Annotated in this window: 23 protein-coding genes and 1 tRNA gene; 17 read left to right on the top strand and 7 right to left on the bottom strand. The window is 70.3% G+C overall.

Features of this window, described 5'->3' with window-relative positions; all coding sequences use genetic code 11:
- Positions 1–17: 17 nt before the first annotated feature.
- Both BJ981_RS04160 and BJ981_RS04155 read left to right on the top strand, forming a co-directional pair.
- On the top strand, positions 18–1,187 hold the full coding sequence (locus tag BJ981_RS04160) for an alpha/beta hydrolase family protein (RefSeq protein WP_184608396.1): 1,170 nt from the start codon (positions 18–20) through the stop codon (positions 1,185–1,187).
- 255 nt (positions 1,188–1,442) lie between these two features.
- On the top strand, positions 1,443–2,507 hold the full coding sequence (locus BJ981_RS04155) for an NAD-dependent epimerase/dehydratase family protein (protein ID WP_184608395.1): 1,065 nt from the start codon (positions 1,443–1,445) through the stop codon (positions 2,505–2,507).
- A gap of 98 nt (positions 2,508–2,605) precedes the next feature.
- Here BJ981_RS04155 and BJ981_RS04150 read toward each other — a convergent pair whose 3' ends face one another.
- Complete coding sequence (locus BJ981_RS04150) at positions 2,606–3,811, bottom strand: hypothetical protein (RefSeq protein WP_184608394.1); 1,206 nt, start codon at positions 3,809–3,811, stop codon at positions 2,606–2,608.
- A 180-nt stretch (positions 3,812–3,991) separates the two neighbouring features.
- On the opposite strand from BJ981_RS04150, the gene BJ981_RS04145 reads away from it, so the two are divergent.
- Positions 3,992–6,784: an AfsR/SARP family transcriptional regulator gene (locus BJ981_RS04145; RefSeq protein WP_184608393.1), complete on the top strand. Its 2,793-nt coding sequence runs from the start codon at positions 3,992–3,994 to the stop codon at positions 6,782–6,784.
- Between the two features lie 166 nt (positions 6,785–6,950).
- Here the strand turns inward: BJ981_RS04145 and BJ981_RS04140 are convergent, their stop codons facing one another.
- Both BJ981_RS04140 and BJ981_RS04135 read right to left on the bottom strand, forming a co-directional pair.
- The gene (locus BJ981_RS04140; protein ID WP_204070764.1) at positions 6,951–7,889 is read right to left on the bottom strand and encodes a PaaX family transcriptional regulator C-terminal domain-containing protein; all 939 of its coding nucleotides are present in this window, start codon (positions 7,887–7,889) and stop codon (positions 6,951–6,953) included.
- Between the two features lie 149 nt (positions 7,890–8,038).
- Positions 8,039–9,019, bottom strand: coding sequence for an alpha/beta hydrolase family protein (locus BJ981_RS04135; RefSeq protein ID WP_184608392.1), 981 nt, complete (start codon positions 9,017–9,019; stop codon positions 8,039–8,041).
- A gap of 424 nt (positions 9,020–9,443) precedes the next feature.
- Between BJ981_RS04135 and BJ981_RS04130 the strand changes: the two genes are divergently transcribed.
- Positions 9,444–9,710 (top strand): PIN domain-containing protein, encoded by a 267-nt coding sequence (locus BJ981_RS04130; protein ID WP_184608391.1) that lies wholly within the window; start codon positions 9,444–9,446, stop codon positions 9,708–9,710.
- A gap of 6 nt (positions 9,711–9,716) precedes the next feature.
- Here BJ981_RS04130 and BJ981_RS04125 read toward each other — a convergent pair.
- Positions 9,717–9,790: transfer RNA gene (locus tag BJ981_RS04125), tRNA-Gly, on the bottom strand.
- 141 nt (positions 9,791–9,931) lie between these two features.
- Here BJ981_RS04125 and dcd point away from each other — a divergent pair.
- The 3 genes from dcd to BJ981_RS04110 all read left to right on the top strand — a co-directional run bounded on the left by dcd (position 9,932) and on the right by BJ981_RS04110 (position 12,658).
- Entirely contained in the window at positions 9,932–10,507 is a 576-nt protein-coding gene (gene dcd, locus BJ981_RS04120) for a dCTP deaminase (RefSeq protein ID WP_184608390.1), read from the top strand.
- 534 nt (positions 10,508–11,041) lie between these two features.
- The gene (locus tag BJ981_RS04115) at positions 11,042–11,659 is read left to right on the top strand and encodes a DUF47 domain-containing protein (protein WP_184608389.1); all 618 of its coding nucleotides are present in this window, start codon (positions 11,042–11,044) and stop codon (positions 11,657–11,659) included.
- Positions 11,660–12,658 (top strand): inorganic phosphate transporter, encoded by a 999-nt coding sequence (locus BJ981_RS04110; protein WP_184608388.1) that lies wholly within the window; start codon positions 11,660–11,662, stop codon positions 12,656–12,658. It abuts the gene before it with no gap.
- Positions 12,659–12,671: 13 nt separating this feature from the next.
- Here the strand turns inward: BJ981_RS04110 and BJ981_RS04105 are convergent, their stop codons facing one another.
- Entirely contained in the window at positions 12,672–16,433 is a 3,762-nt protein-coding gene (locus BJ981_RS04105; protein ID WP_184608387.1) for a tetratricopeptide repeat protein, read from the bottom strand.
- A gap of 128 nt (positions 16,434–16,561) precedes the next feature.
- Positions 16,562–17,470 carry a mycothiol synthase gene (gene mshD, locus BJ981_RS04100; protein ID WP_184608386.1) on the bottom strand — a complete coding sequence of 303 codons (909 nt, stop codon included), beginning with the start codon at positions 17,468–17,470 and terminating at the stop codon, positions 16,562–16,564.
- A gap of 101 nt (positions 17,471–17,571) precedes the next feature.
- On the opposite strand from mshD, the gene BJ981_RS04095 reads away from it, so the two are divergent.
- Complete coding sequence (locus BJ981_RS04095) at positions 17,572–19,290, top strand: bifunctional metallophosphatase/5'-nucleotidase (RefSeq protein WP_184608385.1); 1,719 nt, start codon at positions 17,572–17,574, stop codon at positions 19,288–19,290.
- 67 nt (positions 19,291–19,357) lie between these two features.
- Here BJ981_RS04095 and BJ981_RS04090 read toward each other — a convergent pair whose 3' ends face one another.
- On the bottom strand, positions 19,358–20,077 hold the full coding sequence (locus tag BJ981_RS04090; RefSeq protein ID WP_184608384.1) for a winged helix-turn-helix transcriptional regulator: 720 nt from the start codon (positions 20,075–20,077) through the stop codon (positions 19,358–19,360).
- 308 nt (positions 20,078–20,385) lie between these two features.
- Here BJ981_RS04090 and BJ981_RS04085 point away from each other — a divergent pair, with 308 nt between their 5' ends.
- The 9 genes from BJ981_RS04085 to BJ981_RS04050 all read left to right on the top strand — a co-directional run bounded on the left by BJ981_RS04085 (position 20,386) and on the right by BJ981_RS04050 (position 25,059).
- Positions 20,386–20,643 (top strand): MoaD/ThiS family protein, encoded by a 258-nt coding sequence (locus BJ981_RS04085; RefSeq protein ID WP_184608383.1) that lies wholly within the window; start codon positions 20,386–20,388, stop codon positions 20,641–20,643.
- 159 nt (positions 20,644–20,802) lie between these two features.
- Positions 20,803–21,480, top strand: a complete 678-nt coding sequence (locus BJ981_RS04080) for an LmeA family phospholipid-binding protein (protein ID WP_184608382.1) — start codon at positions 20,803–20,805, stop codon at positions 21,478–21,480.
- A 31-nt stretch (positions 21,481–21,511) separates the two neighbouring features.
- On the top strand, positions 21,512–22,024 hold the full coding sequence (locus BJ981_RS04075; protein WP_184608381.1) for a sigma-70 family RNA polymerase sigma factor: 513 nt from the start codon (positions 21,512–21,514) through the stop codon (positions 22,022–22,024).
- Positions 22,021–22,806 carry an anti-sigma factor family protein gene (locus BJ981_RS04070; protein WP_260324608.1) on the top strand — a complete coding sequence of 262 codons (786 nt, stop codon included), beginning with the start codon at positions 22,021–22,023 and terminating at the stop codon, positions 22,804–22,806. The genes BJ981_RS04075 and BJ981_RS04070 overlap by 4 nt, the downstream gene beginning before the upstream one ends.
- A 56-nt stretch (positions 22,807–22,862) precedes the next feature.
- Positions 22,863–23,294 (top strand): TlpA family protein disulfide reductase, encoded by a 432-nt coding sequence (locus BJ981_RS04065; RefSeq protein ID WP_184608379.1) that lies wholly within the window; start codon positions 22,863–22,865, stop codon positions 23,292–23,294.
- 32 nt (positions 23,295–23,326) lie between these two features.
- Complete coding sequence (locus BJ981_RS39600) at positions 23,327–23,410, top strand: putative leader peptide (protein ID WP_358546035.1); 84 nt, start codon at positions 23,327–23,329, stop codon at positions 23,408–23,410.
- 84 nt (positions 23,411–23,494) lie between these two features.
- Positions 23,495–23,905 (top strand): DUF4395 domain-containing protein, encoded by a 411-nt coding sequence (locus tag BJ981_RS04060; RefSeq protein ID WP_184608378.1) that lies wholly within the window; start codon positions 23,495–23,497, stop codon positions 23,903–23,905.
- Positions 23,906–23,920: 15 nt separating this feature from the next.
- On the top strand, positions 23,921–24,760 hold the full coding sequence (locus BJ981_RS04055; RefSeq protein WP_184608377.1) for a sulfurtransferase: 840 nt from the start codon (positions 23,921–23,923) through the stop codon (positions 24,758–24,760).
- Positions 24,757–25,059, top strand: a complete 303-nt coding sequence (locus BJ981_RS04050; RefSeq protein ID WP_184608376.1) for a DUF1416 domain-containing protein — start codon at positions 24,757–24,759, stop codon at positions 25,057–25,059. Before BJ981_RS04055 ends, BJ981_RS04050 begins: the two co-directional genes overlap by 4 nt.
- Positions 25,060–25,159 lie beyond the last annotated feature (100 nt).

Genomic DNA, 25,159 nt, shown 5'->3' with positions numbered 1-25,159 from the left:
AGGAGGACCTCTGAGTCATGCTGAACTACTTCGACGACTATTCAGCCGATCTGGCGTTGTCGATGGCCCTCGACATGGGCGCCAACATGGACGAGATCGACCGCACCTGCAAAGTACTGCGGGACGAGGGAACGCCGGACGGGCTCGATTTTTCACGAGCCTTCTTCCACGCCTGGGTCAGCGCGGGAGACAGACTCTGGAATGCCGCCCAGAGAGACGAAGAAGCCGGACACCGGTTGAGCGCGTCAGAGAAGTACCGCCGCGCCACCATCATGTACCTGACCGGCGAACGCATGCCTGAGCATCACTATCCGGCGCGTGCGCACGCCTACGAACGCGTGCTCGCCGGATTCTCCAAGTACGTCGAGCTCGGCTCCGTCAACTGCGAGAAGGTGGCAGTCCCTTACCAGGGTTCGATCCTTCCCGCCCTCATGGTCCGGGCGGATGTCGATGGCCCCGCTCCATGCCTGGTCCATTTCAACGGTCTGGATGGGCTCAAGGAGTTTCTGTTCCTGACAGGATTCGGCCAGGCGCTGGCCCGACGCGGCGTATCCGTGCTCTTCGTGGACAACCCGGGAGTCGGTGAGGCGCTCCGCAAACACGGGTTGCACAACTTCCCGGAAGCGGAGATCCCCGCGAGCGCATGCATCGACTACCTGCAGACGCGGGCGGACGTCGACCCCGAAAGGATAGGCATGGCGGCGCTGAGCATGGGTGGACACCATGCGCCCCGCGCGACCGCCTTCGAACCGCGCATCAAGTGCTGCATCGCATGGGGCGCCAACTACGACTGGGGCGCCCAGTTCCGCAAGCGCGTCGAGGGTGCCGGCACAGAGAAGTCCGTGCCGCACATCTTCGAGCACGTCATGTGGGTTCTGGGCCAGAACACGATCGAGGATTGTCTGAAGGTCGCCGACGGATTCACCCTTCGAGGCGTCTTGGACCGCATCACCGTGCCGATCCTGATCACCCACGGCGAGAACGACCGGCAGATCACCGTCGACAAGGCCGTGTCGACGTACGAGGACTGCGTGAACAGTCCGCGTCGGGAGTTGCGGATCTTCACAGCCGAAGAAGGCGGCGAGCAGCATTGCCACATCGGCAACATGTCGCTCGGAACCGACTTCATGGCGGATTGGGCAGCAGACGTGTTCGACAGTATCCGAGCCCGGCCGGCTGTCACTTGACGCAGCGATGTGGTCGCAGGCTCGACGTCGAGCTCCTCACGATCAGCGTTGATGAAGGCCTCTGCCTGACCGGTCGGAGATCGGGTTCCCGGCGCAAGCAGCCGCGGTAACGGATGTTCCGGAGAGGTCTTGCGCTTGCCGATGCTTGCCACGGAGCCGGTTTCGGCTGGTCAGAGGGCATGCAGGCCGCACGCAACGGGACGCCGGCTCAAGCTGCGCGGGTCGCATTAGGTAGGCCGGCCTTAAGCTCGTCCGATGCCTCGTGCACTCATCCTCGGCGGAACCGGCATGATCGGCCGAGCCACCGCACTGCGCCTCCTCGCCGCCGGATGGCAGGTAACCGTCACCGGCCGAAACCCCGCCAACATGCCCTCCGAGGTCGCTGCCGCGGGAGGCGGCTTCGTTTCGGCGGGCCGCGCCGACGCGGGTGAGCTTCAGGCCGCCCTAGCCGACGGCGTGGAGCTGCTCGTCGACTGCATCTGCTACACCGCCGCCGACGCGCGTCTCCTGCTGCCGTTGGCCAGGGACGCCGGCTCGACGGTGCTCATCTCCAGCAAGGCCGTCTACGTCGACGCCCACGGCAATCACCCCAACTCGGACATCAAGCCTCGGTACGACGGCCCGATCCGTGAGACCCAGGCCACCATGGCCCCCAGAGACATCGACCACAACTCCCGGGAGGGTTACGGCGCCAACAAGGTCGCGGCCGAGCACGTCGCGCTCGACAGTGGTCTGCCCATCAGCGTCTTGCGCCCATCCTTGATCCACGGCGTGGGCGCGGCCTTCCCGCGCGAATGGGTTTTCGTCAAACGCGCCCTGGACCGGCGTCCCGCTGTGCTGCTTGCCGGCCGCGGTAGCGGCACCGCGCACCCAACGGCCGCGGCCAACGTGGCCACGCTCATCGAGACCGTCGCCCGTGCGCCTGGCGCTCGCATCCTCAACATCGCTGACCCGGACGTCCCGAGCGCCCTCGACATCTCTCGCACGATCGCCCGGCACCTCGGACACGACCGGGAGGAAGTGCTGCTCGACGACTCGGCGGACCCAGACCTTGGTCTGACTCCCTGGGACTCGAAGCATCCGGTCGTGCTTGACATGTCGGCCGCCACGGAGCTCGGATACCGGCCGGTGGGGGATTACGCGACGACGGTCGCCGCCGAGGTCGACTGGCTCGTCGACGCCGCACGGAACGGCGACCGAGCGGGGATCCCGCCCGCGGCGGGCGACCCGCGTTTCAGCCGATTCTTGGACTACGCGGCCGAGGACAGGTTTCTCGCGGGACGCCGACGCCGACAGGGGCCTTCGCATGGGAGCGGGTGACGGGAGTCGAACTCGCCATGATCGTGCGGCTTGCCTGGCAAGTCGCGCTCCCGTGGCCGGTGGAGCGGTGTATCGCCAGGCAAGTTATCCGATCGGGGTCAGATGACGCGGACCTGGAACTGGTCTCCGTCCAGGACCCGGGACTTGTAGTAGAAGGCGCCCAGGTCCGATCCGCCGAGGCTGTTCTCCGCCAAGGGAATCATGCAGACGCTGTAACCGCCGGAGTCGCCGAGGCCACGGATGTCCAGCCACGATGCGCCGCAGTCGTACCCGTACCCGGTGTTCCAATCGATGATCATTATGTTTCGGCCGTAGGGCTGGGAGGACGCGCCGTTGTAGGTGGACTTGTAGGGGTACTCGTCACAGGACCACGTTCCCGGAGTCGTGGGTTTGGGATACCCCGGTGGGCATGCCGTTTTGTAGTTGTTGTCGATGATGGTCTGGTTCTGGGTCCTGGTCAGGATGCTCGGCATTCCGTAATAAGTGATGGCGTACCGGAGGTGGCGGGCATACTCCGGATAGCGAGATGACTGGACGTCGTGCACCGGGCGGACCGAGTCGTAGACGCAGCCCTTGGGGTAGTTGGGCAGCGCGTCGTCGCAGCGATGCGCCGCCGGCGTCGTGGTCCGGATGTTCGTCGTCGGGTTGACCCACGCCGCGTTGGCGAACCAGTACTTCATGCCGCCGCGCGCACCCCATTTATAGCCACTGACCGGGCTGGTGAAGTGCGTGGTGGTCGAGTGGACCCTGCCAGGAAGTGCTGAGCCGCCGACCAGCCCGCTGCTGGACACCGTGCAACTGGCGAGGCATTCCGGCTCGGCGTAGACGAGGGTGTCGAGCACCGCAGGAATCGACGGGCCGGCGACGGAGTTGGCCTGGTAGTGCCACGACTGGCTCCATTGCAGCGAACTGTAGTCGAGGGTGGTCAAGCTGGAGACGGTGTACTCGATCGTGCCGATGACGGCTCCGTTGGGCACCGTGAAGATGAGCACGATTCCGTCGTCGATCACGCACGCGGCGGTCCGGGTCAGCGTGGAGCTCCCGCCGCAGATGTCGGCGGCGATCTTGGCGCCGGTCGTGTCCTTCTTGGCTTTCCTCGCCTGCTTGCGGACACAGGTGGCGGTCCCGGACTTCCCGGTCGCGGCGAGCTTCGCCGCGTGCTGTTTGAGGTCGGCGCCGCACTCCTGTGCGACGGCGGGTTCCGGTGCGGGCTTCTTCGGTTCCGCCGTCACCGGGGTGGTGGGGACGAGCAGTGCCAACAGTCCTAAAGCGACGCTCGCGATCCCCGCTTTCCATTTGGCCATAGGTACTCCCTTCGTGGAAGAGCGTTGAGCGAAGGGAAACTCCGGCCTCTGGACGGCCTCTGGATGTTTACTGAACATCGCCACTAAACTGTGGTGGTGCTTGTCATCCAGGTGCTTGGCCGCCTGCGAGTGTGGCACGATGATCTTGAAGTCGATGCCGGACCTCCTGCCCGCCGTCTGATGCTGGGGGTCCTGGCGCTCAACGCCGGGCGGTTGACCACCCGCCGGGAGCTGATCGAGTCACTGTGGGGTGAACGGCCGCCGTCGAGCGCCGTCAACGTGCTGCACACCCACGCCAAACATCTGCGCCGCCTGCTCGACCCGCGGCACAGTCCGCGCGGCCAGGACGGCGTGCTCTCCACCGTCGGCGACGGCTACTTGTTGAGCCTGGCCGAGGGCGTCCTCGACCTGCTGCGCTTCCGACGTACGGTGGTAACCGCGCAGCAGGCCGAAAGCGACGGCGACCCGGCGCGGGCGGCCGCGCTCTTCCGCGAGGCGCTGCGGCTGTGGGAGGGGGACGATCCCCTGTGCGACGTGCCGGCGCTCGAAAACCACCCCAAGGTGTGGGGCCTCAAGGCTGAGCGCCGCCGCGCGCAGCTTTCCTACTGGGATCTCATGCTGCGGGCGGGCAACGCCGCGGAGATCATCGCCGCGCTGGCGGTGCAGGGCGCGGCGAACCCGCTCGACGAGGCGGTGCAGGCTACGCTGATCCGCGCGTACCAGGCCATGGGCCAGCGGACGATCGCCTTCGAGCGGTACGAGGCCACCCGTCTCGTGCTGGCCGAGGAGTTGGGCGTGGAGCCGAGCGGGGAACTCGAACGGGCGCACCGGCGGCTACTTGAGGAGCGGGAAGGCCGTGGTGTGCCACGGATTCCGCGGCAGCTCCCGGCGCCGGTGCCGGACTTCACCGGCCGCGCCGACGAGCTGGCCCTGCTTGACGCCGCGAACGCCCGCCGCCCACCGGGGATCGCGGTCGTCTGCGGCACCGCGGGCGTGGGCAAGACGGCGCTCGCCGTCCACTGGGGTCACCACAACCGCGAGCTGTTCCCCGACGGGCGCATCCATCTCGACCTGCGCGGCGACGACGCCGAACACGCACTGTCCCCGCACGAGGCGCTGGGCCGCCTGCTGACAGCCGTAGGCGTGTCCGATCAGGACATTCCTGCCGATACCCAGTCACGGGCCGCGTGCTGGCGCACTGAGACCGACGGCCGCAGGCTGCTTGTGCTGCTCGACAACGCGGCCTCGGCCGAGCAGGTGCGGCCGCTGCTGCCCGGCACCCACGACACCCTCATGGTGATCACCAGCCGGGACAGGCTGGCCCCCCTGGTCGCCCTGCACGGCGCACGCCGCGTCGAACTGGATCTGCTGCCCCGCGCGGACGCCGTCCACCTGCTGCGCCGGCTGCTGGGCGAGCGGGCGGGCACCGATCCCGACAGCGTCGACTCGCTCGCCACCATCTGCGCCCGCCTGCCGCTGGCGCTGCGCCTGGCCGCCGAGTACGCCGGGGCGCAGGGGCATCTGCCGCTGACCGGCGTGGTGACGCGCCTGCGGCGGGCCGGCCCGCTGGATCTGCTCGACCTGGGCGGTGGGGCGGCGATCCGGCATGTCTTCGGCTGCTCGTACCGGCTGCTCGACGCCGAGGCGCAGCGCCTGTTCCGGTTGCTGAGCCTGAACCCGGCGCCGCACTCCACACTGGCCTGTGTAGCGGCGCTGTCGGACATCGACGAGATCGGCGCGGCCCGGCTCCTGGACCGGCTCGCCTCGGCGCACCTGCTGCGCTGCGATGACGTGGGGCGTTACGGGTTTCACGACCTTCTGCGTGCGTACGCCGCCGAGATGAGCCGTGCCGTGGACCGCGAGACCGAGCGGCAGGCGGCCACGGACAGACTGCTGGAGCACTACTGCGGGACCGCCGTCGAGGCGAGCAACACCCTCTACCCCGGGTGGAGCGAGTGCTGGCGGCACGCCGGGCTCGCCCTTCGGCCCAGCGGCGTCGCCCTCTCGCCGGGTGCGGCACTGTCGTGGCTGGACAGCGAGCTGGCGTCGTTCGGCACGATCTGCCAGTTCGCGGTCAGGCAGGGACGGCCTGAGCGGGCGGTCACCCTCGCCGCCGCGTTACACCGCTACCTGGAGTCGGGGCACGGCACCGAGGCCCTGTCGATCTACGAGTGCGCCGTCGACGCCGCGCGGAGGACGGGAGACTCGGAGGGCGAGGCGCATCTGCGGACCAACACCGGGGTCATCCTGCGGCTGCTCGGCCGGTACGCTTGGGCCGCCGACGAACTGAGCGAGGCGCTGGAACTGTGCCGGCGCATCGGCAACCGCCACGGCCAGGCCCGCTCGCTTTCCAATCTGGGCATCATCGAGGAACGCCTCGGCAAGTACGCCTCCTCTGCCGCCCGGCACGGCCAGGCCGTCGCGCTCTACCGCGAGATCGACGACCTCGGCGGGGAGGCGGCGGCGCTGACCAATCTGGGCAACCTTGAGGAGTCGATCGGCGAGCACACCGAGGCGGCACAGCACTTCTTGGCCTCGCATGACCTCTACGTCGCTCTCGGCGACCGTGCCGGGCAGGCCATCGCCCTGTCCAACCTCGGCCAGAGCTACGGCTTGCTGGGTGAGAACACGCTTGCCGTCGCGAAACTGCGCGAGGCGCTGAGCCTGTTCCGCGAGATCGAGCACCGTGACGGGGAAGCGACCGCGCTGAGCAACCTCGGCACCGCCCTGTGCCATCAGGCGGAGTTCGACGAGTCCCTGTGGCACCTGGAACAGGCGCTGGAGATCTTCCAGTCGACCAAGCACAGGTACGGCGAGGCGAGTGTCCTCAACGCGATCGGTGAGACGTTGCGCACCATGGGCCGTGACGGTGAGGCGGCACAGCGGCATCGGCTGGCCCTGGCGATCGCCGCCGAGACCGGCGACGAGGACGAGCGAGGCCGTGCCGTCGCCGCGCTTGAAAGCCTCGGCTGAGGGCGGTTGCGGCGTGGCCGGACGAACGACTCATCCGACCAGAGGCCGTTCCGGCGCCCGAAGCGGCAGACGGCGCTCGCCCCGGTGACCGGCTCCCCGTCGGTGGACCAGATCCCCGCACGGCCGGACGTGCGGTCGAAGTCGCCACCGGCCTGGGACCCGGCGTTCACCCGCCCGAGGTGGCGATCGATTCCGGCCGGTCTTTTGCCGGCCTGGTCAAGCGGACCGGGTCGGTGGAGGTCGTCGTAGAGGTGTCGTGACGGCTTATGCCGCCGTAGAGCCTGAACAGGCGGATGCCGCTGTCCTCCTGGCCGCTCTGCTCCTCCAGCAGCGACCAGCAGCGCGCGGTCAGGGCGCGGGCCCGGGCGCCGGGCCAGGGCTGAGGGAGAAGTTCGGGAGGCAGGAGCGGGTCCGCCTCCATCGCGCGGGTGAACTCCGCGGCCAGTTCCACCGCGATGGTCAGCCGCCGCGTCCCGGACAGGGCGGCGGGATCCTCGATGAGCGCGAGCCGGGGCTCCGCCACCGCGGCGAGCCGGTCGTAACGTTCGGCGATCTCGTCCAGCGGCCACATGGCCCGGGTGAGCGCGACGGGATCGGTCTCCTCGCCGCGGCGGAGGTCCCGGGTGGTCAGGAAGGTGACGTGGTCGAGGATGTCCAGTCGGCGGGCGTGCTCCTCGACGTACGGCTCCCACGGATTGGCGCTGAGGTAGAGGCCCCCGTGGATGGCGGCGCCGCCGAGGAAGGTGAGGGCGGTGCGCAACGCGTCGCGGGCGGGCCGCGCGCTTTCCGGTACGGCGAAGCCGACGAGGTGCCAAGCGCCGTCCCAGGGGGCTAGCCCGGCGTCCTGGTGGAAGGCGTGGGTGACCGACTCGACGTCGAGACTTATCGCGCGTTCGGCGCTACTGGTGGCGCGCAGGATCGCCTTGCGCCCCCGTCCCTCCTGGAGGAAGCGTCCCTCGGCGACCAGGCGTTTGACGCACAGGCGAACCTGCTGGTCGTTCATGCCCAGCAGGTTCGCGGTCGCGTAGAGGTCGCCGGCGTCGACTGTGAGGTCGGTGCGGATGAGCGCTTCGACGAGCATCCGGGTGGGGACGTGGACGTCCATGCTGTGACCTTCCAAGAAACGGTGAGCGTGTCATCACGTTGCAGGAGATCTCCCTTCGAGAAGGAGAGCCAGAAATCGGTGCTCGTAGATGAGAGCAGCTGCTGTGCTTTCTGCCGAGGCGGTCAGCGGGTGACGGAGTTCCCCCGCGGTCACTGCCCGTGCTTCTTCACGTACTCGGTGAGCGAGTCGAGGTAGCCGGGCACGTAGAGCGAGCGGGGCGCGGCGACGAACGTGATCAGCCCCCAGACGCTGCCGGGCTTGGCCAGTTCGTATTCGACCGCGCTGTGGGAGCCGTCCCGGAACTTCTCGACCGTGAGCAGGTTCCGGGGGATGCCCGCACGATAGGCGGCCTCGGTTTCCTTGACGTCAACGTTGCGGTCGTGGCCCCCGAGCACGAGAAGAGTCGGGGTACGCACCTTCGGAAGCTGGTCCGTCACATCGGCGCGGAAGTTCTGGAGAACGAACCGCCACCGGTCCTCGCTCATCGGCGGGTCGCCCAGCCGGGACGCGAGGTATTCGTCATACCCGGCGCCGTCCTCCAGAAGGCGGATCCGGGCGGCATGCCGGCGGAGCTCGGCGTCGATCCTGCCGTCCGGCGCACCCTCATCATGAAGTTGCGCCCGCAGGTTGTACTCACCCTGCCGCAACCAGTTCACCGCCGCGCCCACCAGGATCATGAAGCGCAGGTCGGTACGGTCTCCCGCCACTTTGGGCAGCACCCAGCCACCCTGGCTGATCCCCCACACGCCCAGCCGATTCGGGTCTATCTCCGGTCGCCTCTTCGCCCAGTCCAGCGCGGCTTCGACCTCCGCGCTGCGATCGCTCATGCTCTGGTGGAGCCAGTTCCCCGGCGCGCCGTCGACGCCGGGCTTGTTCCAGGACAGCGAGGCGTATCCGGCACGTGCGAACGCCTCCCAGATCGGCCGGTAGAGCCCATCCCCGGAGGCGTCGGCCACGCCGTCCCCGTGAGCGAAGACAACCAGTCCCCGCGGGCCCTTTCCCTCCGTCGGCAGCGCGAGCACCGCCTTCAGCGGCTGCTTCGGTCCGGGGATGGTCACCCGCACCTCGCGCACGGCGAAATCGTTCTGCACGACGATCCACGCACTGGCCCCGATCGCCAGGGCGAGCACGCAGGCGAGGGTGATCCAGAGCCGTTTGACCCATGCTCTTATCTTCACAAGAACTATCGTAAGCCAAACGATAGTTGGACTAACGAGCGAAACTTGGTCATGCTGGTACCGCGGCAGCGGCACCGCCTGCCTCGGAAGCGGATGGGCCGTGATCAGGTGGGATGTGATGACGGCGTTCCGCCGCCCCGCCCTACGGCTTTCGTTTGGCCGTGCTCGAGGAGATCGACGCGGGCGACCACACGATCGCCGTGGCGTCGGCCGGTAAGCTAGGCGTGGGACAGTCCGAACACCCGCTGCCGTTCTTTCGCGGTGAGTTCGTCGGCTGCGAGGCCGCGGCGGCGGCTCCCGCACTACTGCCTGGTGGCCGAGCACCACCTGCGCGACATCCTCCTTGATTGAAGCCGGTTGGACGATCACCAGGCATATGGGTCCTGCCGCACATGCGCAGTTCCTTGATCTTGTTACTGAGGAATTCGAGTCGGTTGATCTGCTTCCCGCTGATGTGCGGCGCATGGCCGAACTCGTCCAGTTCTACAGGGACGCTCGTCTTGACCCGGCTGACGTGTCCGTGGTCGCCAACGCGGAGCGCTTGGGCATCACTCAGATCGCGACGATCGACCGGCGAGACTTCAGCCTGATCCGCCCTCGGCATGTGCCAGCGTTCAGACTGCTGGCAGAGGTGCTTGCTTAGAGATGTTGGAGCGGGTGACGGGAATCGAACCCGCGCTGTCAGCTTGGGAAGCTGATGTTCTGCCATTGAACTACACCCGCGTCGGTCAGGGGACTGACGACGGGGATAACTCTAGCGGAACTTGGGGGCGGGCACCTCCCTGGAGGGGGGCGAGTTCGGATTCGGGGGGTGGGGTCGGCTCGGGGCCGGTTGGGGGGGTGGGGCGTTGGTAGGTTGCTGAGGTGCTGCTATCCGATGGTGACATCCGTGCCGAGATCAAGTCGGGCAGGGTCAGGATCGACCCGTTCGACGCGACGATGATCCAGCCGTCCAGCGTCGATGTCCGGTTGGACCGGTATTTTCGGGTCTTTGAGAACCACCGCTACCCGCACATCGATCCGTCGATCGAGCAGGCCGAGTTGACGCGGCTGGTGGTGCCGGACGGGGAGGACGCGTTCATCCTGCATCCGGGGGAGTTCGTGCTGGCGTCCACCTATGAGGTGATCGGGCTGCCGGACGACATCGCGGGGAGGCTGGAGGGGAAGTCGAGCCTGGGGCGGCTGGGGCTGCTCACGCACTCGACGGCGGGGTTCATCGATCCGGGGTTCGAGGGGCACGTGACCTTGGAGCTGTCGAACGTCGCGACGCTGCCGATCAAGCTGTGGCCGGGGATGAAGATCGGCCAGCTGTGCATGTTCCGGCTGAGCTCGCCGGCCGAGCATCCGTACGGGAGCGCGCACTACGGGTCGCGGTACCAGGGGCAGCGTGGTCCGACGCCGAGCCGCTCGTTCCTGAACTTCCACCGGACGTCGGTTTGAGAGGTCCTTTTCGCCGAGTGTCCCGAGGGTGAGGTAGGTCCGTCTCTTCGAGGGTTGAGGTGGCTGGCCTGTCTTCCGGCCGTGGAGGAGTCCGCTCTCCTGGGCGGGGCCGGGGGCGTCCCTTCAGCGGGCGCGCCGATCCCCCGTCAGGGGCGCGGGTTCTGATGGTCTTGGCCCGGCCTGTGTGGCCTCTGTGGCCTTTCTGGGGCTTCTTGGGGTGTTGGGCGGTTCGGGAGGGGCGGCGGGGCGTAGGTTCGGTGGAGGGCGCCGCGTGTAATCCGACTTACGGGGGCAGGGGGTTTCGGTCGCGGGGCCCGGCGGGACGGTGGGGCCGATACCTCGGTCGCCCACGAAGGTGGGGCTCCAGCGGGTCTCGTGAGGAACCGTGGCGCCGGGCGGTGTCGTTCGGCGAATGATGGGCAACTCCTGGACGAAGGGAGGGTTACGAGACGGGGTTCGTGCGGCGAACTTCGCATTTCAGCTGGTACCCCTTACTCTTCTCTGCGGACAGTCCCCGCACATCTGGAGAACGACGTGCGCCTGCGTCTCACACCGCGTGAGGACAGCTATTACGACTTGTTCGCCGACTCGGCGAACAATCTGGTCACCGCATCCCGGTTGCTGGTAGAGATCATCAGCGACGGTTCGGACAGGGAAGCCCTGGCCGAAAAGATGCGCGCCTGCGAACATGCGGGTGACGAGCGGACCCACGCGATCATGAATCGTCTCAACGAGAGCTTCATCACGCCGTTCGATCGCGAGGACATCTACCGTCTCGCCTCGAATCTCGACGACGTCATGGACTACATGGAGGCCGCCGCCGACCTGATCGGCCTCTACAAGATCGAACATCTCCCCAAGGAGGTCGTGCGCCAGGTCGAGGTGCTGGAGCGCGCGGCCGAGCTGACCGCCGAGGCCATGCCACGGCTGCGCTCGATGAACAACCTGAACGAGTACTGGATCGAGATCAACCGCCTGGAGAACCAGGGCGACCAGGTGTACCGCCGCCTGCTCGCCAAGCTCTTCAGCGGTGAGTACGACGCGCTCACCGTCATGAAGATGAAGGAGGTCATCGATCAGCTGGAGATGGCCGCCGACGCCTTCGAGCACGTGGCGAACACGATCGAGTCGATCGCGGTCAAGGAAAGCTAAGTGGAGTTCGCACTCGTCGTCGGCGTCATCTTGATCGCCCTGGTGTTCGACTACACCAACGGCTTCCACGACGCCGCGAACGCGATCGCGACCTCGGTCTCGACCCGCGCCCTCACCCCTCGCGCCGCGCTGTTCATGGCGGCGGCGATGAACTTCGTCGGCGCCCACATCAGCACCGAGGTGGCGCGGACCGTCGGAACCGGCATCATCGAGCCGCCGTCCGGCACGCACGGCCTGGTGGTCGTCGGGGCGGGCCTGATCGGCGCGATCGTGTGGAACTTCGTCACCTGGTACTTCGGGCTGCCGTCGTCGAGCAGCCACGGGCTGATCGGCGGGCTCGTCGGGTCGGCCCTGGCCGCGTCGAGCGTCGTGCAGTGGAACGGCGTGGTGCAGAAGGTCCTCATCCCGATGATCCTCTCGCCGCTCATCGGCTTCCTCCTGGGCGCCCTCATCATGATCGCGATCCTCTGGATCTTCCGCCGGGCCAATCCCCACAAGGCCGGCAGGGGCTTCCGGTACGCGCAGACCGTCTCGGCCGCCGCGATGGCGCTCGGCCACGGCCTGCAGGACGCGCAGAAGACGATGGGCGTCATCTTCCTCGCCCTCTACACCGGGGGGTACGTCGCCGAGCACGACCCGATCCCGCAGTGGGTGATCCTGGCGGCGGCCGCGGCGATCTCCCTCGGCACCTACTCCGGCGGCTGGCGGATCATGAGGACGCTGGGCCGGCGCATCATCCACCTTTCCCCCGCGCAGGGCTTCGCCGCCGAGAGCGCGGCGTCCCTCGTGCTCTACACGATGGCCATCGCCGCCAAGGCGCCGATCTCCACCACGCACACCATCACCAGCGCGATCATGGGTGTGGGCGCGACCAAGCGCCTGTCGGCGGTGCGGTGGGGCGTGGCGGGCAACATCGTCACGGCCTGGGTCCTGACGATCCCCGCGGCGGCCCTGGTGGCGGCCCTGTCCTACTACCTCCTCCACTGGGTCGTCGAGTAACGCCGGACCCCCGTCACGAGCCGCCCAGCCACCGCTGGATGTTGTGGGCGCGCTGCTCGCACTCCTGAACCTCCCGGACGTTGCCGATGGCCTCGTGCGAGAGGCGGAGCGCGCGCAGCGCCTCCACCTGGCGGGAGTGGTTGCCGGTCTCGCGGAGCAGCCGCAGGTTCTCCTCCAGGTCGCGCAGCGCGCCCGCGTGGTCGCCGCGGTGCTGGGCGACCAGGCCGAGCGTGTGCCGGCACGAGGCCTGCTCGCGCAGGTCTCCGGCGTCCTTGGCGATCTCCAGGGCCCGGCGCGCGTGGTCTTCCGCCTTCTCGGGCCTGCCGAGGGCGAGCAGGATCCTGGCCAGGTTGTTCACGGCCGACCCCTCGTACTGCCGGTCGCCGATCTCGCGGATCTCTCCCACGGCCCGGACGGCCATGTCCAGCGCCCGCTCCGGCCGCCCGAGCCGCAGCAGGACGCGGGCCATGGTGTCGAGGCCGAGCCCCATGGCGTCCCCGCCCCGTTCGCGGATGGCCAGGGACGTCTCGGCGGCCCGCAGCGCGTCCTCGGTGAGGCCGACGCGGATGTAGGTCCGGGCGAGGCCGCCGAGCGTGCGGGCCTCGCCCGCGGGGACGCCGAGCTCGCGCCACAGCTTGAGCGCCTGCAGCCCCTGCTGGAGGGAGTCCTCGTAGCGGGCGAGCCGGCGCAGCGTCCGGGAGAGGTTCTCCAGGTCGTGGGCCTCCCCGGCCCGGTCGGCGATCTCCCTGCGGATCTCCAGCGCCAGGTTCAGGTGCTCGCGTGACTCGGCGTACCGGCCGAGCTTGAAGTAGACGACGCCGATGGCCGCCCGCGCCTCGGCCTCGCCGCGCTTGTGGCCGATCTCGTGCCCGAGGCGGACGGCCTGCCACAGGCGGGACAGCGCCTCGGCGTGGGCGCCCCCGTCGCGCAGCAGCTTGCCGAGCACGGTGAGCGCCTCGCCCTCGCCGTGCCGGTCGCCGCTGGCGCGCGACAGGCGCAGGGCCTGTTCGGCGTCGCGCCGGGCGAGCGCGCGCAGGCCGAGGTGGCGGTGGATGCGGGCCAGCTCACGGTAGGGGGCGGCCGAGTTCGGCTCGTCGCCGCGGTGGGCGCGCAGGGACAGGTCGATGCGCAGGGACAGCGCTTCGAGGCCGTGGACGACGGCCGTGCGCGGCGCGCCCCGGTAGTAGTGCAGGCGGGCCAGGTTGAGCAGGGTCTCGGCCTCCCCGGCCCGGTCCTTGACGGCCCGGCGGATGCGCAGCGCCCGCAGGGCGTGCTCCTCGGCGGCGGCGTACTCGCCGAGCCGGCGCAGGTTCTGGGAGATCGTGTCCAGCGCCTCGGCCTCGCCGGCCTTGTCGGCGGCGAGGCGGTGCAGCCGCAGGGACGCCTCGGAGTGCTCGATCGCGAGCCGGTAGCGGCCGAGCACGCCGCGGACGTCGGCCAGGTTGTCCAGCGCCTCCGCCTCGCCGCGGCTGTCGCCGAGCCGCTGGAAGCCCCACCGCGCGTCCTCGCCGTAGCTGAGGGCCTTGACGTTCTGGCCGATGCCGCGGTGCGCGATGGCCAGGTGGTGCAGCATCCGCGCGGTGGCGGGCCAGTCGTCCATCGCCTGCGCCGACGCCAGCCCGGCCTTGTGGACGCCGATCACGTCCCTGACGTAGCCGCGGGAGGTCATGAAGTCGTAGACGGCGTCGGCGAGGTCGAAGGCGAAGGAGTGCAGCCCGTGCCTGGCGGCCTGGTGGGCGGCGGCGACCAGGTTGCGGCGTTCGCACTCGAACCAGGTCAGGTGACGGTCGCGTTCGGCGTCGGAGGCGGCGTGCGGCCGTACGGCGCGGTCGTGCAGGACGCGCCGGGGACGGCCGAGCGCGTCGCCGGCGCGCATCGCGGTGGCGAGGTAGTGGGTGAGCAGGCGCCGGACGGCTCCCGTGCGTTCGGCCTCGCTGTCCTCCAGCAGCACCCGTTCCTTGGCGAAGACCCGCAGCAGGTCGTGGACGGCGAACCGCTCGCCCTCGCCCTCGCGGGACCGGGCGGTGAGGAGGTTCAGCCCGCTCAGCGCGCGCAGGCGGCGCCGCGTGTCGGGCACGGTCTCGTCCAGGAGCGCCGCGCAGGCGTCGATCCCGATGTCCGGGCCGGTGGTGAGGCCGAGGTAGCGGAAGGTGCGGCGCAGCTCGGCGGTCAGGACGCGGTAGGACACCTCGAAGGCGGGGCGCACGGCGGCGCGGGGCTCGTCGTCCTGGGCGAGCTTGGACAGGCGGTCCTGCCCGTCGAGGTCGCGCACGGTGTCGGCGATGCGCTCGGCGGGGTGCTGGACCAGCTTGGCGGCGGTGATGCGCAGGGCGAGCGGCAGCAGCGCGCACTGCCGCACCAGCCGCGTGGCGTCGGCGGGGTGCTCGCGCAGCCGCGCGTCGCCGGGGCCGAGGACGGCGGACATGAGCTGGAGCGCCTCGTGCTCGGCCATGACGTCCAGGGGCAGGGGCTCGACGCCGTCGGAGGGGGTGAGGCCGGGGTGGCCGGCCAGCGTCGCCTGCGTGGTGACCAGCAGCAGGCAGCGGTTGGACGGGGGCAGCAGCGGCCTGATCAGCTCGGGGTCCTCGCCGGCGTTCTCGACGAGGACCAGCATGCGGCGGTCGGCGAGCCTGCGCTGGTAGGCGGCCACGAGCTCGTTCTCGTCCACGGGCATCTGGGGCCCGGTGACGCCGAGCCCGCGCAGGAGCTGGCCGAGCGCCTCGGCGGTGGTGAGGGGACGGTTGGGGGCGCCGCGCAGGTCCAGGTGAAGCTGGCCGCCGCTGAAGTGCTCGCCCTTGACCAGGTGACCCCAGTAGGCGGCGAGCGCGGACTTGCCCACCCCGGCCATGCCCTCGACGATCACCGCGCGCGGGCGGTGGGGCGAGGTGACCAGGCCGTCCAGGAACCGGATCTCGGCGTCCCTGCCGGCGAAGCACGGCCCGACCGCGGGGAGCTGCGCGGGCGCGGTCCCGGAGGCGGGGATCCGCAGGGCCGGGAGCTGCCGCCGGGCCGCCGTCCTGCCGGGGGCGGAGGCGACGGCGGAGGGCTCCCACTCGGCGGCCCACGGCCCGGCGGCGGCGCGCAGGGCGTCCATGTCCTTCACGCGGATCGTCGAGCCCTGGTGTTCGACGATGTCGTGGTGGGCGTGGACGCAGGTGGCGCCGTTCCCCTTGGGACGCCAGAGGTGGAAGGCGCGCGCCACGGCGACCCGGTCGACGCCGGCGAAGCTGGCCAGCTCGGTCTGGGTGAGCGGCGGGCCGATGACGACGCCGGCGCCGGAGGGACGGCCGAAGCGCAGGGCCAGCTCGATGAGGTGGAGGGCGATCCTGGCCGGGGCGCGCACGCCGGGGCCGGGGGCGCGGCGGCGGGCGGCGAGCATGCGGCGGTGCCCGAGGCTCTTCATGAGGGCCGCGCCCGCCGGCAGCTCCTCGGCCAGGAAGTTCACGAACCGGTCCTTGGGGACCTGGAGGGTCCGCACGGGGGTGAGGGCCTCGATGCGTCCGCGGCAGGGCCAGTCCCACAGGGCCAGCTCGCCCTCCAGGTGGCCGGGGCCGAAGATCTCGATCAGCGACTCGTCGCCGTCGGCGGAGCCGTACAGTTCCTTGGCGTAGCCGTCGAGCAGGACGGTGACGCGGTCGGGCAGGGTGTCGCGGTCGCCCAGGGTCTGGCGGGGGGCGAACTCCCTGATCCAGCCGATGGCGTGCAGGGAGTCACGCTCGATCGGGCCGAGCAGGGACCAGAAGGTCCCCGGCCCTCCGGGGTTGGAGTTGTTCACGTGTGCCTCGCTGTGCTTGTCGGCGGCGGGGCCGGCTCGCGCGGGTCTGCGCGCAGCCTCCAGCGTGACGCCTCCTCAGGTCGCCGGATGTGGCAATTGCGACAGCGCGAGTGATGTGCCGGGGTGGCTCAGGCGGGGTGGCGGTACATCACGTCGACGGCCCAGCGGGTGAAGCCGAGGGACTCGTACAGGCGGACGGCCGAGGGGTTGTCCTCGTCGACGTACAGCATGACGTGGGAGAGCCCTCGGGCGCGCAGGTGTTCCAGGCCCGCCACGGTGAGGGCCTTGCCGAGGCCCCCGCCCTGCTCGGCGGGGTCGATCCCGACGACGTACACCTCGCCGATCGCCGCGTCGCCGGTGCCGGGCTCGGCGTCGTGGACCTTGGTCCAGTGGAAGCCGGCCAGGCGGTCGCCGCGCACGGCGAGGAAGAAGCCCGCCGGGTCGAACCACGGCTCGCGCTCGCGCAGCGCGAGGTCCTCGCCGGTCCAGGCGCCCTGCTCGGGGTGGTGGGCGAACGCGCGGGCGTTGACGGCGAGCCAGGCGTCCTCGTCGGCGCCCGGCCGGAACGCGCGCAGCGCGACGCCCTCGGGGAGGACGGCCGGGGGGAGCGGGTCGGCGAGCGGGCGGCGCATCTGCCAGAGCGAGCGGACCCGCGCGAACCCCAGGGCCGCGGCCAGCCGCGCCGCCGCCGGATGGTCGCCGTGCGCCCACAGGCGCAGCGGGCCGCCGGCCTCGGCGAGCGTGGCCTCCAGCAGCAGCCGGCCGAGGCCGCGCCCGCGGCGGGCCGGGTGGACGACCAGCTCGCCGCCCCGGTCTTCTGAGCCGGCCGGGTCGAGGCAGGCGAAGCCCGCGAGGGCGCCGTCGTCGTGGACGAGCAGCGCCCGGCCGCCCGGGGCGACGCCGTACCGGAGCTGGAGCATGACGTGTTCGCTGAGCGGCCGCGCCCCGTCCGCCTCGGCGGCGGCGTCGGCGAGGGCGGTCGCGTCCCGTGCCGCCCGGTCGTCCAGTCGCTCCAGGATTTCCACGCGCGTCGTCATGGAAGGAACTCTAATCTGGCAAAAGACGCCACTAATTAGTGGGGCTGATTGTTACCTCCGCGTCGTTTTGTGCTGGGGTTGCGTCTCTAGTGTCGACGAATATGAGTGCACTTACCCTCATGCGCATCGGCCTGGCCGCCGTCGTGGCCGTGACCGGTGTCGCCATGGCCGCCGCCCCCGCGACGGCGCACCCCAAGCCGCCCAAATTACCCAAGACGGTTCCCGTCCGGCTGGTCTCCGTCAACGACTTCCACGGCAACCTGGAGCCCCCGACCGGGTCCGGCGGCGCGATCGTGAACGAGAGCGGCGTCTCGGTCCCCGCGGGCGGCGCGGCGTACCTGGCGACGCACCTGAAGTCGCTGGGCGCCGAGAACGACGACACCGTGGTCGTGGGCGCGGGCGACCTGATCGGCGCCACGCCGCTGATCTCGGCCGCCTACCACGACGAGCCCACCGTGGACCTGCTCGGCAGGCTCGGGCTCGACGTCTCCTCGGTGGGCAACCACGAGTTCGACGAGGGCATCGACGAGCTCAGGCGCATTCAGGACGGCGGCTGCCACCCGGTCGACGGCTGCTCTCCCGCGGGCAGGTGGCGGGGTGCGAAATACGAATACCTGGCGGCGAACGTCCTGAAGGAGAAGAACGACCGGTACGTGCTTCCGCCCGTGGCCGTCAAAAAGGTCGGCGGCGTCAAAGTCGGCTTCATCGGCCTGGTCACGCAGACCACGCCGACGATCGTCACCGCCTCGGGCATCGCGGGCCTGAAGTTCGCCGAGGAGGTCGAGTCGGGCAACCGCGCGGCCAGGCTGCTGCGCCAGGCGGGCGTGAACGCCATCGTGGCGCTGGTCCACGAGGGGGACCAGATCACCCCGAACCAGAGCCCGGACGCCTGCCCGGTCACCCCCGGCGCGGGCTCCCGCATCGCCCAGGGCCTCAGCGCGGACGTCGACCTGGTGATCATGGGGCACTCGCACCAGGCGTACGTCTGCAAGACCAAGGACCCCGCCGGGCAGGACCGCTACTACACCCAGGGCTCGTCGTTCGGCCGCGTGCTGACCACGGTGGACTTCCAGGTGGACAAGAAGACGGGCGAGGTCGTCCGCTCCTCGGTCACGCCGGACAACCACGTCGTCACCCGGGACGTGACCCCGGACGCCGCCACCGCGGCGCTCGTGCAGACCTGGAAGGACCGGGTCGCGACCGTGGCGAACAAGCCGGTCGGCAAGATCACCGCAGACCTCGGCAGGGCCGGCGGCCAGACGGGCGAGACGCCGCTCGGCGACGTGATCGCCGACGCCCAGCTGGAGGCCGCCAAGACGGGCGGCGGCGCGGAGATCGCGCTGATGAACCCGGGCGGCGTGCGCGCCGACCTGACCTACGCGCAGAGCGGGTCGGAGGGCGACGGCGTCGTGACCTACGGCGAGGCGTTCACCGTGCAGCCGTTCAACAACCTCATGCAGGTCGTCACGCTCACCGGCGCCCGGCTCGACGCGCTGCTGGAGCAGCAGTGGCAGAACGGCGGTGCGATCACGCGCGTCCTGCAGCCGTCCGCGTCGCTGACCTACACGATGAACCTGTCGCAGCCGATCGGCTCGCGGGTGTCGAACATCAAGATCAACGGCACCGCGGTGACGGACGCGCAGGCGATCCGCGTCGCGGCCAACAACTTCCTCGTCGGCGGCGGCGACGGCTTCTCGGTCTTCAAGGAGGGCACGAACCTCTGGAGCGGCCCGCTGGACATCGACGCGCTGGTCGCCTACCTGGGCGCCCACTCGCCGGTGGCCCCGCCCGCCACCGCGCGCATCACGCTCGCGAGCTGAGATCCGCGGCACGGGGCTCGCTCCGCACCGGGGGGTGCGGCGCGGGCCCTTCGCCCGGCGCGGCCGGTCAGTGGACGACGGGCGCGGCCTCGCGGTCGTCGCTCTGGTCGCCGCCGCGGTCGGGGACGAAGCGGTAGCCCACGTTGCGCACGGTGCCGATCAGGGACTCGTACTCGGCGCCGAGCTTGGCGCGCAGCCGCCGGACGTGGACGTCGACCGTGCGGGTGCCGCCGAAGTAGTCGTAGCCCCAGACCTCCTGCAGGAGCTGGGCGCGCGTGAAGACGCGGCCGGGGTGCTGCGCGAGGTACTTGAGCAGCTCGAACTCCTTGAAGGTCAGGTCAAGGGCGCGGTTGCGCAGCCGCGCGGTGTAGGTGGCCTCGTCGATCGACAGGTCGCCGCTGCGGATCTCGTCGGGCACCTCCTCGGCGGCGGCGATCGAGAGCCTGCCGACGGCCAGCCTGAGCCGGGCCTCGACCTCCGCGGGCCCCGCCGTGTCGAGGAGGACGTCGTCGGCCCCCCACTCGGCGGTCATCGCGGCCAGCCCGCCCTCGGTCACGATGACCATCAACGGGCAGTGGACGCCGGTGGTGCGCAGGAGGCGGCAGAGGCTCTTGGCGTGGGCGAGCTCCCGGCGCGCGTCCACCAGCACGGCGTCGGCGGGCGGGGCGTCGATGAGCGCGGACGCCTCGGCGGGGGCGACGCGCACGGAGTGCAGCAGGAGCCCGAGGGCGGGCAGGATCTCCGTCGACGGTTCCAGGGCGTTGGTGAGCAGGAGCAGGTTACTCACGGCACCTCCTCGTGGCGAGGCCGGTCGAGGACGGAGCCGACATGGCGGGACGGCGTCTTCGCTCACTCACCGCATCGGCCTCCTCCCCGCGCTGTAACGGTGGCAGCCGTACAAACACGTAAAGGACCCGGGGGCTACGCTGCCCAGGTCCCGTCAGTACGTGAGGATAGCCCACGGGCGGTCGGCGCCCATAGGCGGTCCGCCGGTTAGGGCTCCATCACGCCGGGGACGGCCGTGAGCGGTCCCTCGCGGCACGTGGGCGGGCTCGCGTGCGGCGCCGCGTGGACGGGAGATCGGGAGGTGGCCTGATGGCGAGGGGTACGGTCCGCTTCTGGGCCGCGGCCAGGGCGGCGGCCGGCGTGGCGGAGGAGCCGTTCGAGGCGGACAACCTCGACGATCTCGTGGCGGAGATCACGAGGAGACATGGAGGGTCCGACCTGCCGAGGGTGCTGGGGCGGTCGTCGTTCCTGGTGGACGGGCGGCCGGCGGGCACCCGGGACCGGCGCGCGGTCGAGCTGCCCGAGGGCGCGACGGTGGAGGTGTTGCCGCCCTTCGCCGGGGGGTGAGGCCCCTCCCCGGGGAATCTCGCGGTAATCCGTGGTGAATGGATGCGTTCGGTTGTCCACCGTGCTTTCCGGCATACCCCACGAAATCCGCGTTTTTCTGGAATCACGCGGGGGAGTAGACGCGGATAGTCTGGATGGCACGTCCCCCGGAGGAGTCGGATGCGCAAGTTCGTCGTGTTCCTCATCCTGCTCGGCGTCCTCCTGGCCGTGCTGGACCGTGTCGCGGTCGCCGGCGTCGAGCGGGAGGTCGCCCGTCAGGTCGCCGCCAAGTACGATCTGTCGCCCGCGCCCACGGTCGAGGTCGAGGGCATCCCCTTCCTCACCCAGGCCGTCTCCGGGCGGTACGAAGAGATCAAGGTGCACATGGGGCGGATGACCACTCCCGACGGCGCGGAGCTGTCCGGCATCGACGCCGTCCTGTACGGGGTGCGCGCCCCGCTCATGGACCTGATCCAGGACTCCGCCACGGCCGACATCCGGGCCGACAAGGTCACCGGCACGATCGTGATCTCCAAGAAGACCCTGGACGCGCGGGTGCCGCAGGGCCTGCGCCTGTCGGGCGACGGCGACGACGCGCTCAACGTCACCGGCACCGTCTCGGTCGCGGGCATCTCCATGCCGGTCAACGCCCGGATGAAGATCGAAGTGGTCACCGGCGGTATCCGGCTCACGCCGTCCGACGTCAACGGCATCAAGATCCCCGACGCCACGCGGGCGCTCGGGTTCACGGTGCCGGTCAAGAACCTGCCGCTCAACCTGAAGATCCAGAGCGTGCGCACCACGCCGGAAGGGCTGGCGGTGGAGGCCCTGGCGCGGGACGTGCCCCTGCGTGGCTGAACCGAAGCGCCGGGCCGTACGTCTTGAGGATGTGAGCCCCGCCGGAACCGCCGACGAGCAACTGATCCGCAGCCTTTTCGACGAGCACGCGGGGTCACTTTACGGTTACGTGTTGCGGTTGACGGGCGACCCGGGCAAGGCGGAGGACGTGGTGCAGGAGACGCTGTTGCGGGCGTGGAAGCATCCTGACGTCCTGGCCGACCGCCCGATCCGGGCGTGGCTGTTCACGGTGGCCCGCAATCTCGTCGTGGACCACCACCGCGCCCGCCGCTCCCGGCCGCAGGAGACCACCGACGAGGCTCTGGCCGTGCTGCCCGCCGATGACGAGCTGGAGCGCGCGGTGGAGTCGTGGGGGGTCGCCGACGCCATCGCCGCCCTGCGTCCCGAGCACCGCGAGGTGCTGCTGGAGACCTACTACCGGGGGCGGTCGGTCAAGGAGACCGCCGAGGTGCTGGGCATCCCGCCCGGCACGGTGAAGTCGCGCACGTACTACGCGCTTCGCGCGCTGAAGCTGGCGCTGGAGGAGCGGGGTCTCGCGCCATGAGCGGTAGCTGTGAGGATGTTCGGATGTCCCTGGGGGCCTACACGGTGGGGGCGCTTGAGGCGGACGAGGCCGCCCGCGTCGAGGCGCATTTGGCGACATGTCCGGAATGTCAGGCGGAGTTCGAGGAGCTCAACGACCTCACCGCCCTGCTCGGGCGCGTCTCGGAGGGAGACATCGAGCAGGTCGCCAGCCCTCCCCGGGCCGTGCTCGACCGGCTGGTCGCCGCCTCCGCCCGGCGCCACCGGGTCAACAGGATCCTGATGTCCGCCGCGGCCGCCGCCGGCGTCGTCGTGGTCGGCGGCGCGGCGTGGCTGGCCCTGGGCGACGACCACGGGACCACCGCCACCGCGGCGCGCCCCGCCGCGTCCAGCCCCACGACCGGGCAGGGCTTCGCCCCCGAGCGCGGCCAGGACGCGCCCGGCGCGGCCGGGGAGTCGGCGCCCGCCTCCGACGCCCCGTTGATGGCCACGGAGACGCCCTTGGTGCTCAAGGGCGACAGGAAGGGCATCCGCGCCGAGGTCACGCTGGTCCCCGGCGGCGCGGGCACCACCGTCCACATCACCATCACCGGCGTTCCCAAGGGCACCCCCTGCCGCGTGGTCGCGGTCGGGCCGGACGGCGTCGAGTCCCCGGCCGGGAGCTGGACCGTCGACGAATCCGAGTACCGCATGAAGAAGCCGGCCAACTTCACCGGGCACACCGACCTGACCATGGACCGCATCCGCGCCTTCGAGTTCCGCACCTCCGACGGCGAACTGCTGGTGTCGGTGTCCAGGAGTTAGCCGATTCCCCGCCCGCGGCGGGAATGGCGCGGGGCGGAGGCGTGTTGTCGCAGGCGATGACAGGACTGGTGGTGCTGTGCGCCACGCTCGCCGCGGGCCTGGTCACCGGGGTGGTGATGAAGGCCCGCGGCGGGCGCGTGCGCCAGGCGAGGAGCGACATGGACGTCATGGGGGCGGCCGACATCGGGCACGAGCTCGGCGACCGCGCGACGCTCGTCCAGTTCTCCACGGCCTTCTGCCAGCCCTGCCGGGCGACCCGCCGCGTCCTGTCGGAGGTCTCCGGCATGGTCGACGGCGTCCGGCACGTCGAGATCGACGCCGAGTCCCGGCTCGACCTGGTCCGGCGCTTCGACGTCCTGCGCACTCCGACGGTGCTCGTCCTCGACCGTGAGGGGCGCGTTGTCAAAAGGGCGTCCGGCCAGCCGCGCAAGGTTGACGTGATCGCCGCGCTGGGTTTCGTGACATCTCATGAAACGGACGGGACGTGACAGACGGCGAGACGACAGGTACTGTCGTGGACATGACACCCTCGACAGAGCTGCTGACGAAGCGGCGCGCGGTCGATTTCTGCCGCGTCGCGACCGCGCTCTGTCGTATGGCCTGAGGGCGATCTGGCGGCCTTCCCGCCGCACCGATCTGAATAGTGCCCGCGCGTTTCCGGCACGAATCCCTTCAGGAGCTTCCCGCCATGCAGGTTGATCCACGAAGTACGCGGTTCGCCGCGGCCGTCACAACGCTCATCCTGGCGCTGGTCCTGGTCACCGGCAACCTCTGGCTCCTACTGGCCCAGAGCGTCGTCTTCGCCCTAGGACTCGCCGGCGCCTCGCCGTACGGGTTGCTCTTCAGACGGTTGGTGCGGCCGAAGCTCGGCCCCCCGGTCCACATGGAGGACGCCGCCCCGCCCCGCTTCGCGCAGGGTGTGGGCCTGGTGTTCGCCCTGGCCGGTGTGGCCGGACTCGCCGCACAGATCACACCGCTCGCGCTCGGCGCGACCGCCGCGGCCCTGCTGGCCGCCTTCCTGAACGCCGCCTTCGGCTTCTGCCTCGGCTGCGAAACGTACTTGATCATCCGCCGTCTAATGCCCGCCGCAACCCCATAACCGGGAGGTTCCGTAATGAGCCGCTCCGCCGTACTGGTGGACGCCGACTGGGTCGAGGCCAACCTCGACACCCCTGGCGTCGTGCTCGTCGAAGTCGACGAGGACGCCAGCGCCTATGACAAGGGCCACATCCGTGGCGCCGTCAAGATCGACTGGAAGAAAGACCTGCAGGACCCGGTCCGCCGTGACTTCGTGGACCGTGAGGGCTTCCAGGCCCTCCTCTCGGCTCGGGGCATCGGCAACGACGACACCGTGGTCCTCTACGGTGGCAACAACAACTGGTTCGCCGCGTACGCGTACTGGTACTTCAAGCTCTACGGTCACGAGAACGTCCGCCTGCTCGACGGCGGCCGCAAGAAGTGGGAGCTCGACTCCCGCGAGCTGGCCACCGACGTGCCCGCGCGTCCCGAGACGCAGTACGCCGCCAAGGACCAGGACCCGGCGCTGCGCGCGCACCGCGACGACGTCGTCGCCGCGATCGGCAAGCTGAACCTCGTGGACGTCCGCTCGCCCGACGAGTTCACCGGCAAGCTCCTGGCCCCGGCCCACCTCCCGCAGGAGGCCGCGCAGCGTGCCGGGCACATCCCGACCGCGCGCAACATCCCGTGGTCCAAGGCCGCCAACGACGATGGCACCTTCAAGTCCGACGAGGAGCTGCGCACCCTCTACACCGAGGCCGGCGTCGACTTCGGCAAGGACACCATCGCCTACTGCCGCATCGGCGAGCGTTCCGCCCACACCTGGTTCGTCCTGCACGAGATCCTCGGCCAGGCGAACGTCAAGAACTACGACGGTTCATGGACCGAATACGGCTCGCTCGTGGGCGTGCCGATCGAGCTCGGGGAGGCCCGATGACCACCATCCAGGGGTGCGCCGCGCCGGAGCAGACCGTCGCGCTGCCCGCCGGCATCGACCTGGCGAGCCAGGCCGTGATCCAGGGCGTCGTCACCGGCGCCGGCACCGCCTACGCCCGCCTGCTGGACCACTCCGGTGAGTTCACCGGCGAGGTCGTGGTGTCCGACGAGGGCGTCTTCCGCTTCTTCGCGGCGCCCGGGTCTTGGACCGTTCGCATCATCGCGGGCGGCGGCTTCACCAGGGACATTCCGGTCGAGGCCCGCCTCGGCGAGGTCTCGCAGCTCCAGGTCGCCGTCTGACCTGTCGCTCCTCCGGCGCGCGTCCGCCGACGCGCGCCGCAGGGCACTGACGCCTGAGGGCCGGTGTCTCCGCGCGGAGCACCGGCCCTTTCGCGTGCCC

The sequence above is a fragment of the Sphaerisporangium krabiense genome, from assembly GCF_014200435.1.
In the GTDB taxonomy this organism is placed as follows: Bacteria; Actinomycetota; Actinomycetes; order Streptosporangiales; family Streptosporangiaceae; genus Sphaerisporangium; species Sphaerisporangium krabiense.
The sequence above is the reverse complement of the archived record's forward strand: the minus strand, read 5'-3'. Positions and strand labels throughout refer to the sequence as shown.

Bases quoted from the DNA above. Each gene is read 5' to 3' on its own strand.
- BJ981_RS04160 (WP_184608396.1), top strand. From the start codon at position 18: ATGCTGAACTACTTCGACGACTATTCAGCCGATCTGGCGTTGTCGATG.
- mshD (WP_184608386.1), bottom strand. From the start codon at position 17,470: ATGACGACGCGCGTGGAAATCCTGGAGCGACTGGACGACCGGGCGGCA.
- BJ981_RS04095 (WP_184608385.1), top strand. From the start codon at position 17,572: ATGAGTGCACTTACCCTCATGCGCATCGGCCTGGCCGCCGTCGTGGCC.
- BJ981_RS04060 (WP_184608378.1), top strand. From the start codon at position 23,495: ATGCAGGTTGATCCACGAAGTACGCGGTTCGCCGCGGCCGTCACAACG.
- BJ981_RS04140 (WP_204070764.1), bottom strand. From the start codon at position 7,889: ATGGACGTCCACGTCCCCACCCGGATGCTCGTCGAAGCGCTCATCCGC.
- BJ981_RS04050 (WP_184608376.1), top strand. From the start codon at position 24,757: ATGACCACCATCCAGGGGTGCGCCGCGCCGGAGCAGACCGTCGCGCTG.
- BJ981_RS04055 (WP_184608377.1), top strand. From the start codon at position 23,921: ATGAGCCGCTCCGCCGTACTGGTGGACGCCGACTGGGTCGAGGCCAAC.
- BJ981_RS04150 (WP_184608394.1), bottom strand. From the start codon at position 3,811: ATGGCCAAATGGAAAGCGGGGATCGCGAGCGTCGCTTTAGGACTGTTG.
- BJ981_RS04085 (WP_184608383.1), top strand. From the start codon at position 20,386: ATGGCGAGGGGTACGGTCCGCTTCTGGGCCGCGGCCAGGGCGGCGGCC.
- BJ981_RS04080 (WP_184608382.1), top strand. From the start codon at position 20,803: ATGCGCAAGTTCGTCGTGTTCCTCATCCTGCTCGGCGTCCTCCTGGCC.
- BJ981_RS04070 (WP_260324608.1), top strand. From the start codon at position 22,021: ATGAGCGGTAGCTGTGAGGATGTTCGGATGTCCCTGGGGGCCTACACG.
- BJ981_RS04065 (WP_184608379.1), top strand. From the start codon at position 22,863: ATGACAGGACTGGTGGTGCTGTGCGCCACGCTCGCCGCGGGCCTGGTC.
- BJ981_RS39600 (WP_358546035.1), top strand. From the start codon at position 23,327: ATGACACCCTCGACAGAGCTGCTGACGAAGCGGCGCGCGGTCGATTTC.
- BJ981_RS04130 (WP_184608391.1), top strand. From the start codon at position 9,444: ATGGGTCCTGCCGCACATGCGCAGTTCCTTGATCTTGTTACTGAGGAA.
- BJ981_RS04145 (WP_184608393.1), top strand. From the start codon at position 3,992: ATGCTGGGGGTCCTGGCGCTCAACGCCGGGCGGTTGACCACCCGCCGG.
- BJ981_RS04155 (WP_184608395.1), top strand. From the start codon at position 1,443: ATGCCTCGTGCACTCATCCTCGGCGGAACCGGCATGATCGGCCGAGCC.